The organism is Pseudomonas sp. NPDC088444, from assembly GCF_044900175.1.
Classification (GTDB): Bacteria; Pseudomonadota; Gammaproteobacteria; order Pseudomonadales; family Pseudomonadaceae; genus Aquipseudomonas.
Genome location: NZ_JBJDNK010000008.1, coordinates 197,959 through 213,991, shown reverse-complemented (window position 1 = coordinate 213,991; position 16,033 = coordinate 197,959). Strand labels below are relative to the sequence as shown.

Genomic DNA, 16,033 nt, shown 5'->3' with positions numbered 1-16,033 from the left:
CTCAAATGGAATGAACCACCGCGAGCCAAGGCTCAAACACCCTGAGAATTATTGATGATCTCAAGCGCCCTAGCCCACCCCACATTGCTGCGCCTGCGCGACCTGCTGAATGTCTACGTCGTACCGCTTGGATGGGTATTCATGCTCACGGGGTTGTTCTGGGTTGGAAAGCGCTCGGCCTACCATCAGCTGTATTATGTGTTCATGCTGTTTCCAACGGTCATCGCTGTCGCCCTGCAACCACAGCTGTTGAAGCGCTTCATTCGTAACCCGATGTTCATCGTGCTCGCAGTGTTCAGCATATATATGCTGCTGACGCTCTTATGGTCCACCAGCGAGGAATCGTCCGGCTCGCTGATCAAGCGGCCCATCTACATTGCGGTGCTCCTGTTTGCGGTAGGCATTTCGACGCTAAAAGCCCCAAAGCAACTGGAGTCAGGCACGCGACTGGCGGCCATTTTTGCCGCAGCGGCCGCGCTGGCCTCAACGCTGTGGTTCCTTTACACCAGCCCTTCGTTTTCCGATCGACTCAACGGCTATGGCGCGCTGTATAACCCGCTGCTAACAGCTCACGTGCTGGGGGCATTTGCGTCCTACTGGCTGTGCTGCTGGTTTCTGGCAGAACGCCCTACAAGCCCAATGCCTCTAATCTGCATGGCAGCGCTGGCGGTGGCTATCATCGCGACAGGCTCACGAACCCCCATGGTCGGTTTGAGTGCAGCGCTGGTCTGGCTGTGTATCGTGGGGAACAAGAAGCGTGCGGCGGTTGCCGTCGGCATACTGGTCGTGCTGCTGGCGGCTCTCTGGATTACCTATCCAGACGCATTTACCCAGCGTGGTGTGTCTTACCGTCCGGCCATCTGGGCAGAATCCCTTCGACAAATCAGCTTGAAACCCTGGTTAGGCTATGGCTTCGACTATCCGATGGTCGTACCGGTCGCCGAGCTCAGCGAACCCCTGTATGACCCGCACAACATCGAACTGGGCGTGCTCTATGCAGGTGGAATCGTCGGGTTTGTGCTGTGGATGACCCTTTACGGCCTGGCGATGGGATTCTGCTGGAAGCACCGTCGCGAGCCGGCGGTCATGATTGCAGCCTGTTGGCTGATCTACGGGTTTGCGGCAGGCTTGACCGAAGGGAATGCCTTCATGTCTCGCCCTAAAGAACACTGGTTTCTGATCTGGATGCCCATGGCGCTGGTTTACGGTCAGTGGATTCTGAGACAGCACGAACAGGGGAACAGAAAAGACAGCAACGCTTATGAGGCAGCCTGAGCAGCCGCCACCGCTCAACTCACGATCAGACGCAGCATCCCGCGAAAGGTCTTTTTACCCCAGTACCTGAGCGGGATCGTGCGCAGTAGCTCCCAGGCGAAGCCCTTGTCCCGACGGGCGTACTTGAGGAACATTGAGTTACGAAAGCGCATGCAAACTTTTTCGTAATCGGGATGGTCGCTGAACACGGCGTATGTTTTGAGGACGTTTTCAAGCATGAAACGCCCGTTCTTGAAGGTGTTGGTGGGATGATTGCGGTACTGCGCCAGCACTTCCCCCAGGACATCGATGAAGTACCCTGCGCGCAATATGGAGAGCTCGATGTAAACGTCCTCCAGCCGGATGTCCGGATCAAATCCGCCGACTTTTTCCAGCGCACTGCGCCGCAACATGAGCGTTGCAGCCATGGGACCCGGCTTGCGGTCCAGGAACAGATCATCAAAATCAAGACGGCGGAAAGGATGGTCCCGCCCCCGCTGCTCACGAGCCCCCATGACTTTGCCGTGCTGATCAATGGTTTCGATGTTGGCTGAGCAAATCCCGACCTCGGGCTTGCCATCAAGATAGGCAACCTGCGTGGCGATCCGATGCGCCAGCATGATGTCATCGGAACCAAATGGAACGATCAATTCGCCGGACGACCGCGCGATAGCCTCGTTCAATGTGGTAGAGAGACCTTTGTTCTGTTGGATGACCAGGTCAAAGCCGAGGTCAGCCTGCAGCTTTTTCAGAAGCTCGACGCTGCCATCGGATGAGCCATCGTCGATCACCAGCAACTCAATGTTCTGGTAAGTCTGTGCGCGAATACTTCTCAGGCAGGCTTCAATGTAATCAACATGGTTGAAGGAAGCCACAATGACGGTAACGAGGGGTTTATCGTGTTCCTGCGACTCATGCAAAAGCATTGCAAACCCTACGTAAATACTCACTTTGCATATTATTAACTAATCTGCGCCTGCCCATCTTGAGGCCATCACCCCCTTTGACATCTGAGGCATTGTCTTCGGCGGCCTCTCTATTGTCAAGCGCCCGACTTACCCTCAAGTTTTAATATAGATGCAGATGTACATATTTTTTTACAACGTTATATTCATCCCATGCACACCGCGACATTCCTTACCCTCCGGTCACGCGCCTCCTGAAAAGATAGCGAAACACATCACGCACAGGCCGACATCGTGTCATCGACGCCCCTTGCAAGCCCCGTATCATGAGGCACCAAGAGCCCCGCTCAAAAAATTTCCCTGCACGCCAATACGATCATATAATCAGCCCCGCAACGTTCCCTGCCTCGAACGCACCGTCGACGAATTCAGAAATGACCATGTCTTTAGTATTAACTGACGCACCTGCCCCTCTGACAGTAGACGCGCCACTCGTCTCGATTATTGCCCCCTGCTACAACGCCGAGCATTATTTGGAAGTTGCCATTCAAAGTATCTTTGAACAGAGCTATCCAAATTTCGAAGTTATCATTGTTGACGACGGCTCGACCGATAACAGCTTCGAACTACTGAAAGAACTGCAGACGCGCTACTCGTTTCAGCTATACCGTCAAAATAATCAGGGCGTTAGCGCAGCACTCAACCACGGCTTGCAACACGCTCGTGGTCAGTACGTGGCCACGCCTGACCTGGATGACATCATGCTCCCCGAGTCAGTCCAGGTGCGCGTCGACTACCTGGAACGTCACCCCAATGTCGGCATCGTTGGCGCTTTGATCATCTATATGGACCCTCATGGGAAGACGATCAAACAGCAGACCCGTACGCATATTCAGCGCTTCGGCTTTGACCAACTGTTGGCGGACGCCGTTGTATGCGGCGCGCCGGTCGCACTTTACCGGATGGACGCCCTGAAGGCAGCAGGTAACTACGACCCTCAGATCAAGGTTCAGGATTTCCAGATTACGCTGCGTATCGCGCATCTTGGGTACGACGTTCATTCATTGCCTGTCATTGTGACGCGCTACCGGCGCCATCCAAACAACCTGTCGCGTCGCTATAAGAAAATGCTTGAGGCCGACAGCTTGGCGATCGCGCCCTACAAAGCGCACTCGCAGTACAGCCGCGCGCATGCGGCTGTCATTAACAAAGCACTCAAGTACGCCGTAGTGGAAGACAAGAAAGATGCCTTCAGGCTGATTCGCTCGATCCCGTTCAAACACTGGAACAGCGTTACATTCAAACGGCTCAAGCGCCTGTTGACCCGCTGGTAAAGTCGAAATTCACGCGATCCGCAGCGCTTCCAACAGGCGCTGCCAGACACTGGTCGGGGTCATTGGGCGCAACGGAGCAGCCATGGCTTCGACAATCGCCCCACCCAGAGCATGGAAGCTGTAACGCTCCTCAACAAGCGCCTGACCATTTCGGGAAACACGCTCGCTAAGCTCGGGCTGATCCCGCAATATCGTCAACTTGCCGCGCAACTCATCGATGGATGTGTAGAGCACGATGTTGTGCATGTCCTGAAAGCCCAGCGCCTGATTTTCTTCAGCACCCTGATCGAACGCCAGCAGCACACAGCCACATGCCATGGCTTCGAAGTTCTTGATCATGTACTCCCCCATGCCCACGTCTGCACTGGCAAAGAAGCGAATACGGCTTAGGGTCTGACAGTATTCCTCACCCGACTTGGTGCGTGTAACCAGCAGGGTTTCAACGGCTGCCAGGGCGTCGAGCATGGCCTTGCGGCCCGCGTAGGCGACACTGTTCAGGCTGCCGACAAAGCCCAGTTCAATATCGCGCTCGCAGTTTCGATTGTTCAACAGCGCCTGGTCATAGCCCTTGGGCACGAACACTGCGTCGAATCCCTCATCGCGCAAACGACGACTGACGGTGTACCCCGAACTGATTACACGCGCCCAAGGCAGCTTGCGATAGTGTGCGCTGAATTTGCCGGTGTACTTGCAAGGGATGTAATTCTGGTAGGCATCGTGTTCAAGTATGACCAGATTAGGAATGGTACGAATGAAACGGACCTGGCGAATCTCTTTCTTGAAGCGCAGAAAGAACAAAATACGATCGTAGCGTGTCACGTCGACGTGCTTGCGAAAATAGCCACGCAGATCATCCTGTTCGGCGCTGCTCAGCTCTCGCAGATCGCATTCGCAGTTGGCGGCAACGCCATCATACAAACGATCCAGAATGGCGCGTTGCTCTTTCTGGACCAGAAATAAAACCTTCATGGGCTTCCCTACTAAACCGATCATTGTCAGCCCGGCCACATCAAGTCCCTGAGCGGGACTCAAGGGCGGTCAGAGCTCTCTGCGCCAGAACAGCTCGTGGCGACGCACAGCCTTTCTGAAAAACTCATTTTCACCCTCGGCGGGCCACTGCCGCGCGGCGAGGATCCTCTGCAACCATCGCCGCACGCGACGTTTGAGCGGGGGGGGCGGCTGCAGGTCGTGCATCATACCCAAGGCCATGGCCTTGTCTCGTTGTTGCTCGGTATTGAGCTCGATACTGTACGGCACCAACGGCTGCGATGGATCAAATACCGGCGGCAAGGCCACACCGCTATACGCATTGCCCATTGGCCAGCGGTCGTTGTCGTGAAGGTGATTGGCATAGCCGAGTATCACGCTCGGCTGCCAGTCCAACCCCTTCAAGGCCTCCAGCACAGCAGCTTGCGAGCAGATGTGATCGGGGTGTGGGTCGATGGTCGCGTGCGGCATGACCAGCACTTGCGGCCTGGCGTGAAGCAGCAGCGCACGCAGGTCGGCGATCAGGTTGTTCCAGGTTGGCGCGCCGTCGACATCGCCGGGCAACGGCAATGTGTTGAACTGACGAAACAGCCGCGTATCGCTCAAATCAGCTTCGCGCGAGGCAATCGGCTGATCGGGCGCGGCCTGCATCGCCGGGAGCTGAAGGCAGAAGTAGCCCAGTTGGATACAGCGGGATTCCGGCACACCAGCCCAACGCGGCACGGTGATGCTGTCCCAGGCGCGCAGTCGACCTTTCGTACGTGCCGCGTCAGCAGGGCTCATGCCCATTTGCTGGTAGTGCTCGGCCTCGATCTCACCAGCAGTCAGAGTGACGATCCAGCTTTCATCGGCCTGGCTGTACAGTCCGAACGCGGCCAGCTCAGCGTCATCGGCATGAGGGGCGATGACCATGACGCGCTGGCGGCGGGCGTCTTCATGCCGGAATGACCACAGCCGCGGCTGGCTCTGAATGCTGCAACGGCGCCCGCGAATACGCAGCGCACCCAACGATGAGGCGAATCCCGTCAGGTTGAGATAACGCAAGCCATCGACACCTCGCTCGAATGCCTGGCTGTCGCGAAGCGCTCCCCCGCTCAACTCGACAGCGGGATCGAGAAAACGCCCCAGCCACGAGCTTTTGATCGACAACGCCAGCACCAATGTTTCATCGCCGTTCAATGCCAGCGGCGAGTCGAACGTCAACGCGTCACCCCGCAGCGCCACACCCGTCACTTCGTGGCTCGTCGGCAATTGATACTGATAGTCATCGCCCGGCGAGTAAAACAGGTGATCGGAAAACCAAGCTTCGTGGGCAACCCAACCCAGCACCGCCAGCAGCAGCGGCAGCCACCAGGCGACCAGCACGCCGACCAGCACCAGCAGCACCAACGCGACCAGCAACGCCATCCGCTTGTTGCGGCGGTGGCGCTTGAGCAATTCCTGTTTACGGCTCAACGCTGAAATACCGGTACGGGGTTGCACCAACGATCCTTGTATTCACGATCGGCGCGACCAAAGGAGAAACGCAGCGCCTTGTTCCGCGCCCGAGCATCTTCCCAGGCGCTTTGTGTGTTGAGGAAGCTCAACACACTGCCGGGGCTGAAGTCGCGGGTTTCGGGGTCAACGCCACCGTTGATGTATTCGACGCTGATCCATTCAGGGGCTTCGACACGGTAGATCAGTTGAATGGCAATCGGCGCATCCTTCAGGAAAATCACCGAGCCGATCAGCAGCTCGCGCAGCAGCTCGATGACGTCCGCCATGCGCTCGGCCCCCGTGGCCGCAAAGCCCCAGCGGCGCTGAAACAGGTCGCAGTACATGCGCGCAATGTCGGCGCTGCTGAAGTCAGTGATCGGACGAACGACACCGCCCGCCTCTTCAAGCAGGCGCAATTCGCGACGTTGGTTGTAACGAAATTTCTTGGACAGGTCTTCCGGCGCTCGGGCCATCGCCAGAGATTCGGTCTGCGGCTTGAGCGTGGCGATGCGCCCCTGGCTCAGCTCCGACAGGTAACGCCCGCGATGGCGCAACGGGGCTTGGGCGTCGACAGCAGCAGGCAGAATCAACTCGGCATTGCCCAGATCGAATAGCCCTTTCTTGCCATGGCTTTTCAGCACGTCCTTGGACAGTGCCAGCGAGCGACCCCAGGTCGGGATCGCGGCTTTCAGCTCACCGCCCTGCTGCCAGCCCAGATAACGGACAGGAATTTCGGCCAATGCCGCCAGGCGCTCGACCACTTGGGGATGGGTCGCGACACTGCCGCCGAAACGTTGCCAGGCTTGCGTATAGGCAGGCGCGTCAATAGCCGTCCAGCCACGTTCGCGCCAGGCTTGAAAACGATTGAGCATCAGGACTCCGCCGTCAGGTCGTTGACTTGTGGCAAACGCCAAAAGACGTTGCGCACGGCCTCATCGGAGAAGCGCTCATGCAAACGAACCCGCATCATGTCCGCACAGGACTGGCGCTGTTCGGCGTCGAGTCGCGACAGATGAACCAGACCTTGGGCGAGGTGCTCGGCATCACTCAGCGGGAAGAGAATCCCCACGCCTTCGACGACTTCCTTCGCCCCGCCTGCGGCCGTGGCAATCAGCGGCACTCCTGCGACCATGGCCTCCAGCAACACCATGCCGAAGGGTTCGTGATCGGAACTCAGGGCAAACGCGTCGAATGCCTTGTAGTAACGACTGGCCTGCGGCACCTGGCCCATCAGCAGGACGTGCCGACCGATGCCCAGCTCCATCGCCAGCTCTTTGAGGTCCTGCTCCAGACGCCCCTTGCCCAGAATGACCAATTCGCTGTCGGCAGGCAGATTAGGCAACGCCTGCGCGAAACCACGCAGCAAGGTGGCCTGATCCTTGTCCGGGTGCAGGCGGCCGACGTTACCGACGATCCACGCATTCTGGGGCAAACCCAAGGCTTCTCGGGCCTGCTCTCGCGGCAACTGCGTGTCGGCAAGCGCCTGGACGTCGATGCGGTTGTAGAGCGTCTGGATTCGGCCAGTCGGCCATTTCGGCAGGCATTGGCGCATGTCGTCACGCACGGCATCTGATACCCCAAGCAGGCTCAGGCGCATGCGGAAAAGGTGCGCGAACAGCTTGCGGCTGCGGCGCTGATAATCACCAAACGCGTGATGCACGCCGATCACTGGCAAACGGGTGCCCAGCAAAGCGATGTAGATCGGTTTGAAACGATGAGCAATGCAGAACGCAAAATTCCGGGATGCGGCGATTTTGCGCAGGTCGCGGATGGCACCCAGCTTAAGGCCACGAATGGCCTTGGAGCTGTATTCCATGAACAGCACTTCATCCGACGCACAGCCTTTGGCGACGTCGGAATCGGCAGCACCGGTCAGAAATACCGTGGTAACCCGGTATCCCTTGCCCGCGAACAGGCTGGCGTATTGACGAGCGCAGTCGAGAAACGGCCCGTCATAGCCGTGACAGAACTGCAACACATGGCGCTCAGCCGAGCGTGTCATAAGCGTCCGCGCCGTCTTTGACCACCAGAATGTCTTCCATGATCAGGTATTGCAGGTCCGAGCCGAAGAACATGTTCAGGGCATCGGTCGGCGAGCAGATCATCGGTTCGCCACGACGGTTCAGCGAGGTGTTCAGCGACACGCCGTTGCCGGTCAGGTTTTCCAGCGCTTTCATCATGTCGTAGTAGCGCGGGTTGTACTCGCGCTTGAGCACCTGGGCACGGGAGGTGCCATCTTCGTGGACGACTTCCGGCACCCGGGTTTTCCACTCTTCTGCCACTTCGAAGGTGAAGGTCATGAACGGCGCAGGGTGATCGATCTTGATCATCTGTGGCGCAACGGTGTCGAGCATCGACGGGCAGAAAGGCCTCCAGCGCTCGCGGAACTTGATCTGGTGGTTGATGCGGTCAGCCACACCTTCCACGCTCGGGCAACCGATAATCGAACGACCGCCCAACGCGCGCGGACCGAACTCCATGCGACCCTGGAACCAGGCCACCGGGTTGCCATCGACCATGATCTTGGCGATCTGCTCCGGCATGTTTTCCAGCTTGCGCCACTTCGGCTGGCTCGGGTGACGGGCGCAGGCCGCGATCACGTCTTCGTTGCTGTACGAAGGGCCGAGGTAGACGTGTTCCATCTTCTCGACCGGCACGCCGCGCTGGTGCGAAACGTAAGCGGCCGCACCTACCGCCGTACCGGCGTCGCCGGACGCCGGTTGTACGAACAGCTCTTTGACTTCAGGACGGGCGATGATTTTCTGGTTCAGTTTGACGTTCAGTGCGCAGCCGCCCGCGAAGGCGATCTTGCCGGTTTCCTTGAGGATGTCACCCAGATAGTGATCCATCATCTGCAGCGCCAGCTTCTCGAACAGCGCCTGCATGCTCGCCGCGTAATGGATGTAAGGCTCGTCGGCGATGTCGCCTTCGCGCTTCGGCCCCAGCCACTCGATCAGCTTCGGCGAAAAGTAGAAGCCTTTGCCCTTCTCTTTATAGCGGCGCAAGCCAATAACGTTGGCGTATTCGGTGTTGATCACCAGCTCGCCGTTTTCAAAGCTGGCCAGACGCGAGAAGTCGTACTTGCTGGCGTCGCCATACGGCGCCATGCCCATGACTTTGAATTCGCCGTCGAGCATTTCGAAACCGAGGAATTCGGTAATCGCGCCGTACAGGCCGCCCAAAGAATCCGGGTCGTAGAATTCTTTGATCTTGTGGATCTTGCCGTTTTCGCCGTAGCCGAAGAATGTGGTGGCGTACTCACCCTTGCCATCGATGCCCAGAATCGCGGTTTTCTCTTTGAAACCCGAGCAGTGGTAGGCACTGGAGGCGTGAGCCAAGTGGTGCTCGACCGGCTCGATCTTGATCTTCTTCGGATCGAAGCCCAGTTGCTCAAGGCACCAGACGATCTTGTTGCGATAGCGCTTGTAGCGACGGTTGCCCATCAGGATCGCGTCAAGGGCGCGGTCCGGGGCATACCAGTAACGTTTGGCGTAGTGCCAGCGAGCTTCACCGAACAGGCTGATCGGGGCGAATGGAATGGCCACGACGTCGACATCGGAGGGCTTGATGCCTGCTTGTTCGAGGCAGAACTTCGCAGACTCGTACGGCATGCGGTTCTTTGCGTGCTTGTCGCGCACGAAGCGTTCTTCTTCGGCCGCCGCGATCAACTTGCCGTCGATGTACAGGGCTGCGGAAGGATCATGGCTAAGGGCGCCGGACAGGCCAAGGATCGTCAATGCCACTGGGGTTTAGCCTCTCAAGTTTGCAACAGGCGTCGTGCGCCTGATCAATAAGGTGTGCCCGGCGCATGGGCGGCGGGCAGCTAAAGGGCGGGATTATAGCGTAATGAAACGGGATATGGCGCTGAGCAAATAATCGGCACCATGCAATACATATCTACCCCCTGGCCCCTGATCAGTCGTGATTGATTGAACCCATGAAACACGCGGACTTCTCCGCGCCATGGCGCCCTTGCCCAAAGGGCCACTCAGGAATCAGGACTTTATGCAGACCTATACCCCCGTTCGAACATCGTCTACCGCGCAATACATCGAAGCGTCCGACGCGCTCACACAACTGGATCAGACCGCCACCCTTCTGTTCAAAGAGCTGAAGCATTTACCGACGCCAGGGCAGGCCATGCTCGACGCGTTGCAAGCCAAAGACCACGCACAGGTCACCTTGCTTCTGGTCGATCTGATCAAAGCGCTTGATCACTACTGGCAAGCCCCCAGTGCACTGGAGCAAAGCCGAACAACCTTGTTCGCCGCTCGCCTGAAGCGCGCGCTGCGTGATGAAGCCACGCTCAAGGAATATGAGGGGGAATTGCAACCTGAGGCGAAGCAATGCCTGGCAGACGCCGAGCCGCCAACGGCACCTGACTCAGTGATTAGCCACGCCCTGTCCGTCCAGCTTAATGAGCAGTCGCTTGCAGAAATCAAAGGTGCACTGGTCATGAGCACGGCTTCAGGCCGTACATTGCTGGCTCTGCCGGGCAGCGGGCTGACGGAACACACCTCCCACGCAACCATGCGCAAGACCCTGGCGAACTGGCTCAACGACGAAACGCAGCGCTGGACCGTGCTTGCCAACACAGACCTGCGCCACCAGGCCGCAATCCGTGCCGTGACAAGCGATTCGGATCTGTCGCTGGACGCATTCAATGAAGCGCACATACAGCTCCAGCTCATCAACACAGCCCCCTATCGGCACGCGGTCGAGCGTCAGATCGACAAGCAGCGCGAAGATGTGCGCTACGTTTCCAACGAGGGGCTTGACTCAGATCCACAGCGCCATGCGCTACAGTTCGCAAGCGCTATCCGACTCGGGGGGTTGATCGGCCCGGCTGCAATACTGGACCGCCGCGAGCATGTGCTCATCAGACGTACAACACGCTCCACGCTGCCCGACTGGATCAAATCGGCCAGTGACGCGCAGATCACAGCCTACAGCGCATGCCTGAACCGCTACGATCACGCCCGCGACGTACTGTCCGGCATGCTCAACGGCGCACAATCGGCAGAGCATTACGCCCGAACCACTCTGCAAAACAGCCTCGCCAACGACCTCGGCATTGACCTGTCGCCCGATACGATCGTGCTCACCACGCAGCGTTCACTGCCTGACAATCTCGGTCACTACACCCTGACACGCGCGCTCACAGCGCTGGCACTTCATGGCCTGCACCCCAGGGACGAACGGAGCGATTCCGAGTTCGCGACTGGCACCACCATCACGGTTGACGGCCAGCCTGCCAGCACTGCGCACACCTCATTGACACCCGAGTATCTGGCAAGGCTGATCAACCGCTTGAGCCTGCGTAACGGGTATGGCGAGTATCGAGAAAGGCTCCACGCGCGGCCGGCCAATCAGCGACAGATGTGCGAAGTGCTCAAGCTGCAAATCGCCGAAGCGATCTACGCCGCACGAATGCAAGGGCATATCGATGCCAGCGACCTCACGCTGATAGAGCGCATCACCTGCGCGACAGCCAGCCTGCCACCGGGGCACAGTGTTCAACAGATCTCGCTCAACCGCCTCCAGGCTTTGGGGCACACGCTGGTATTCAGGAAGGAGAGCCCCTCCGGTGTGCTTGAGCGACTGGTCCTGTTCACCTCGCATGCGCCACGCTCGCAGAAGCTTCAAGGGTTTGATGATGAGACCCGCCTGCTTCATGAACTGGTGAGCTGGACGGCGGACACGCAGATGACCGACTACCTGCTCAATCAGGTACCCGGCCCTGAACGCGAACAACTCGCCGCCACCCTGGCCGGTTTGAGCCTGAAGCCTTTTCCTGAAGCGGACTTCATGCAACTGACCTCGCTGGATAGCTACGAGCGCGCATTGCAGGCCCTGCTCGATCAGCAATTGAACGTCGCCCGCGCCGAGCTCGACGCCCATACACCGGCCTGGTACCGGAATGCCAGCCTGTCACAGCGCCAACAATTAACCGCGCTGGAAGACACGCTTCAAGGTGCGCTGGATCACTACCAGAACCAACCCCATACCGCCGTCGAGGCGTTCGAAAAGTACGTGCACCGCCGCGCCAGCGAAAAAATAAATCAGTTGCTGAACACCCCTGAGGGCACCGTCGATCCGGATCAAGTGCTCATCATCACACCTAGGGAAACACTGACTTACACGCAAATGTTGCGCAACGGTTATGACGACAGCATCAGCCTGCTCACTCCGACTGCCGACACCACGGCCAGCTTCAAAGGACCGGAAGGTGTCGACCTGAGCCACCTCACACCCGCCCTGGTGGCGGGATCGGTACGGGGCAAATGGCTCGCCGACCAGTACGCGCTCCTGATCAGTACCACGCTGCTCGCCCCGACCTCGACTGGCTACGAATACCGACGCAAGGCAAGCGCTGTGATCACACAATTGCAGATGCAGTCGGCTGCGTTGCGCAGTCTCTTGAAGGGGCACATCGATGAATCGCGTTATCAATGGCTCACGCCAATCATTGACGCCTTGCGCCATGACGATGTCGAGTCACGAGGCCGTTACCCGGTGTATCCGCTACAAATCCACGTGGACAAACCTTTCATTGCATCCCGATTGAAGCTGATCGACCAACTGGTCATCGCGGACACGAACGTCACGCATCTGGAAACCGTGCAAGGGTGCTTCGCCCTTATCTCGAACGAGTCCCGGCTTTCCGCGTTGCTGTACACCCCCGGTGCACCAGACGGCATCGAGTTCCGCCTGTTCAGCACGTTCGTTGAATCACTTAACTCGTCGGGGATGATCGATTACTACAAGGACCGCTGCCGGCTGAAGGCCCGACGGCTGCTGTCCTTTTTCCTCAACGACATGAAAAACGGGAACGCCCACAAAGCCCCGTTCCTGCCGAAAGCCTCGATTCAGGACTTTGCGCAAATCTGCTTCAACCGCCCCCTGGAGCGCAAATTGCGCGACGTGGAAGAAACGACAACCGGTCGTCATGACATGCTGAGTCGCTTGATCTGGAACAGCATTGATGTGATCGCCACCCTCGTTACGCTGCCCTTTCCCCCTGCCAGCTTTACAGTTGGCGTCGCCTTGTCGTTACGCGACAACCTGAAAGCCCTGCAAACACTGACAGGTGAAACACCGGATGAGGCAGGCGCATTCATTCTGGCGTCCGTTCTGAACATCGCAGGTGCGGCGGGCGATTTCACGGTTGGCCTGAAGGGTTTTGGCGGTGTTGCGCGTCAATTGGCACGGGACGCCAAGTCGCGATCATTGCTGACTGGCGCTGAACGCACAAAGGGGGGACCCGTTCGGCAAACGTTGCATCCCGTCGAGATTCAGGACGAGCCGTATCTGGTGGCCCGCCCGGATGCGCAGGGGCGCGCACAGGTTTACGTCAATGCGGGATTTGAAGCCGATGATGCCTTCGCCACAGGGCAATACGCCGTCAGAAACGCCGCCGGGCAATGGCAGCCGCTGGAACCCGCGATCACCTCCACCGCCACAGCACCAACCCCGGTCTACGCCAATCGAGCTGTTGATCTGCCGCTTTCATCGCTTCACCCCGTCACCGAAGGCCACGCTGCGGGCATATATGTCGGCAACGGCAAGTGCTTCATCACCATGAACGACCTTGTCTATCAGGTGCAGTACGACCCTCGCGCCCGTGTCTGGGCCATCGTAGATCCGGCCAATCCGTTCGCGTTCTTTGGCCGACAACCCGTCCGGCTGAACGACAAGGGGCAATGGCAACTGATCGCACGACCAGCCCTGCGTGGAGGGGCGGACGATGTGCCAGGCAACTACAGGCCACTGCCCGAAGAGGCAGCGGGGAGCCAGACGGCGGGCAGCAGCCTGCACGATTACGAGGTACCGAAAAAGCTGCAACACCATCTGGATGTCATTCTGGGCACCGATGAGCTCGACTCGCTCGGCCCCGGATTCGATGAGTTTTTCGAGGCCTATTACCTTCAGATGCGCAACATCTATACCACGCTGAGGGCCAATCTCTATCGTGACGCTGACGCCTTCTTTTCTGCCTCTATACCGCTACCGGCCCGGCCGACACTGCCTGAAATCCATGACTCAACGACGGTAGGCAGCTTCCTGGAAAACGCGTTTACCCACAGCAACGGGCTGGTCTTCAGCGAGGCGCCCAAATCCATCACCAGCAAACGCCTGCTAATGCGGCACATGCCCAAACTCGCGGAGCAGGGCGTGGAGGTGCTGTACATTCAGCACCTGCTGACCGACAAACACCTGCGCAAACTGGCGAAATACCGCGCCAAAGGGGCGAAGGTGCGCACAGGTTCGCACGAGATAAAACACTATCTCGAAACCGTCAACGGTGGCGCACTGGACAATCTGAGCAACGAGTACGACTACTACCACCTGATCAAGGAAGCCCATCGCCACAACATCGACGTGCGCCCGTTCAGCGCGTCCACCAGCTATCCGCTGGATGCGCACCCGGTTGCGGCGGCTGCCGAAGACGCAACGGCCGCTCAAAAAATGAGCAATTACTTCGGCCATAAGGTCATCAGCTCCGATGTGGAAGCGAACGCGAACAGGCGCTGGGTCGCGCTGTTGGAGCACAGGCTTGCGACCACCCATGACCAGATCCCAGGCATCGCAGAACTGGAAGGCGCAATCAGCATCCACGTCGATGACCAGGTGGCTGGGCCGATGATGCGGGTCACCCGGAACAACGACCTCACCGATCACAGCGATTTCAAAATCAAGTTTCTCAGCGAGCCGCCCACTCGGCAGCCTGCCATGCCGGATCTGCGACTTGACCTGGATACCGTTGCGACAACCCGAAATGCAGACCTCCAGAACACGGAAAGCGGCTTTCAGTGGAATGACGTATCAGGCTGGCAGCGCATCAACCCGGAACACTGGACAGCCAACACGCCACCGACAGCGCTTCAGCAGTCACTGGCCGACGCCGCCTACGAAATTCCGCTGGAGACCCGAGATACGCTCTACGAAATGATCTACCTGCAACGCAGAGGGATGGATACACACTACTTCTTCACCGACGAGCGTCTGATGTCACTGCAGGCCAACTTCTCCGAGCTTCGTTCAACGTTGCAAACAGATGCCCGCCGCGTGATCACCGTAACGCTTGCGAAGCGACCGGCGATGCCCTCGGTGATCCCGCAGCCAGACAATGCCACCTTCATCCGTCGCCTGTATCAGGAAACCGATGGCATGGTGGTCGGTGAGTTTCACTCGTCCATCGGCAGCAAGAAATTCATCATTGAGCATATGGATCTGCTCGTTGAGGAGAATGTGAAGACGTTGTACATGGAGCACCTGCTGACCGACCTTCATCAGGCCGATCTCGACCGTTTCTTCGAGACGGGCCAGATGAGCAAACGCCTGTTGCACGCCCTGAAAGTGCTCGACAACGGCCACCTGACCGATCCCGCCAAGGTCTACACCTTCGAAAAGCTTGTCCTGAGAGCTCGTCAGCACGGCATTGAAATCCGTGCGATCGACTGTGCCGCCAGCTACCACCTCAAAGGCCTCGCTCAGACGGTATCCACCACGCGTCAACAGATGATGAATTACTTCGCCTCCCGGACGATTCGTCGTCATCAGGCCGTCATGGGCAAACACAAGTGGGTTGCGCTGGTAGGCAATAGCCACGCCAACACTTTCGTTGAAAGCGTGCCCGGCATTGCCGAGCTTGAAGGCGCCATCGGCGTTCACGTTTTCGATGTACCCTCAGGCTCGGCAGCCGGTGCCAGCGTGGATACGGGCGAAAACGTGCGATTGCCATTGAGCAATCGAGGAGTGTTTCTGAAGGGGGATTTCCGACTGGATATGGAAATCCCGAAAAACCCCATCGTGATCAGACCGCCACAACCACTGCCGCTGGAACAACGTCTTTCAAGGCCTGGCATGTTCGTGACGGAGCAGCGGGGCAATGTGCACACCATCATCCATCGCTCGCGTGATCAAGCCCTTCATCACACGCCCGTGCAAATCAATGCCGCAGGCAAAGTCTACGTGGATCGCCCGACCTGGTCGGCTGTGCACTTACAATCCTACGACGACATCGACGCGCTGCTACAGGCCCTGGAGGACATCAACCTGACCCGCGTCGCCTGA

9 protein-coding genes are annotated in these 16,033 nt (G+C 58.3%); 3 read left to right on the top strand and 6 right to left on the bottom strand.

Annotated elements, in window-relative coordinates; all coding sequences use genetic code 11:
* Positions 1-54: 54 nt before the first annotated feature.
* Entirely contained in the window at positions 55-1,275 is a 1,221-nt protein-coding gene (locus ACI2KB_RS17385; RefSeq protein WP_404636417.1) for an O-antigen ligase family protein, read from the top strand.
* Positions 1,276-1,289: 14 nt separating this feature from the next.
* Here the strand turns inward: ACI2KB_RS17385 and ACI2KB_RS17380 are convergent, their stop codons facing one another.
* Positions 1,290-2,180 (bottom strand): glycosyltransferase, encoded by an 891-nt coding sequence (locus ACI2KB_RS17380; protein ID WP_404636558.1) that lies wholly within the window; start codon positions 2,178-2,180, stop codon positions 1,290-1,292.
* Between the two features lie 419 nt (positions 2,181-2,599).
* On the opposite strand from ACI2KB_RS17380, the gene ACI2KB_RS17375 reads away from it, so the two are divergent.
* Positions 2,600-3,493, top strand: coding sequence for a glycosyltransferase family 2 protein (locus tag ACI2KB_RS17375; protein ID WP_404636557.1), 894 nt, complete (start codon positions 2,600-2,602; stop codon positions 3,491-3,493).
* 9 nt (positions 3,494-3,502) lie between these two features.
* Here ACI2KB_RS17375 and ACI2KB_RS17370 read toward each other — a convergent pair whose 3' ends face one another.
* From ACI2KB_RS17370 to ACI2KB_RS17350, 5 genes are all read right to left on the bottom strand, one after another.
* Positions 3,503-4,462 (bottom strand): glycosyltransferase, encoded by a 960-nt coding sequence (locus ACI2KB_RS17370; RefSeq protein ID WP_404636416.1) that lies wholly within the window; start codon positions 4,460-4,462, stop codon positions 3,503-3,505.
* A gap of 69 nt (positions 4,463-4,531) precedes the next feature.
* A complete protein-coding gene (locus tag ACI2KB_RS17365; RefSeq protein WP_404636556.1) occupies positions 4,532-5,935 on the bottom strand; it encodes a PIG-L deacetylase family protein in 1,404 nt (467 codons plus the stop codon).
* Positions 5,932-6,828 (bottom strand): antimicrobial resistance protein Mig-14, encoded by an 897-nt coding sequence (locus ACI2KB_RS17360; protein ID WP_404636415.1) that lies wholly within the window; start codon positions 6,826-6,828, stop codon positions 5,932-5,934. The genes ACI2KB_RS17365 and ACI2KB_RS17360 overlap by 4 nt, the downstream gene beginning before the upstream one ends.
* Positions 6,828-7,958 (bottom strand): glycosyltransferase, encoded by a 1,131-nt coding sequence (locus ACI2KB_RS17355; RefSeq protein WP_404636414.1) that lies wholly within the window; start codon positions 7,956-7,958, stop codon positions 6,828-6,830. Before ACI2KB_RS17355 ends, ACI2KB_RS17360 begins: the two co-directional genes overlap by 1 nt.
* Positions 7,942-9,699, bottom strand: a complete 1,758-nt coding sequence (locus ACI2KB_RS17350; RefSeq protein ID WP_404636413.1) for a carbamoyltransferase — start codon at positions 9,697-9,699, stop codon at positions 7,942-7,944. The genes ACI2KB_RS17355 and ACI2KB_RS17350 overlap by 17 nt, the downstream gene beginning before the upstream one ends.
* A 262-nt stretch (positions 9,700-9,961) precedes the next feature.
* On the opposite strand from ACI2KB_RS17350, the gene ACI2KB_RS17345 reads away from it, so the two are divergent.
* Positions 9,962-16,033, top strand: a complete 6,072-nt coding sequence (locus ACI2KB_RS17345; protein ID WP_404636412.1) for a dermonecrotic toxin domain-containing protein — start codon at positions 9,962-9,964, stop codon at positions 16,031-16,033.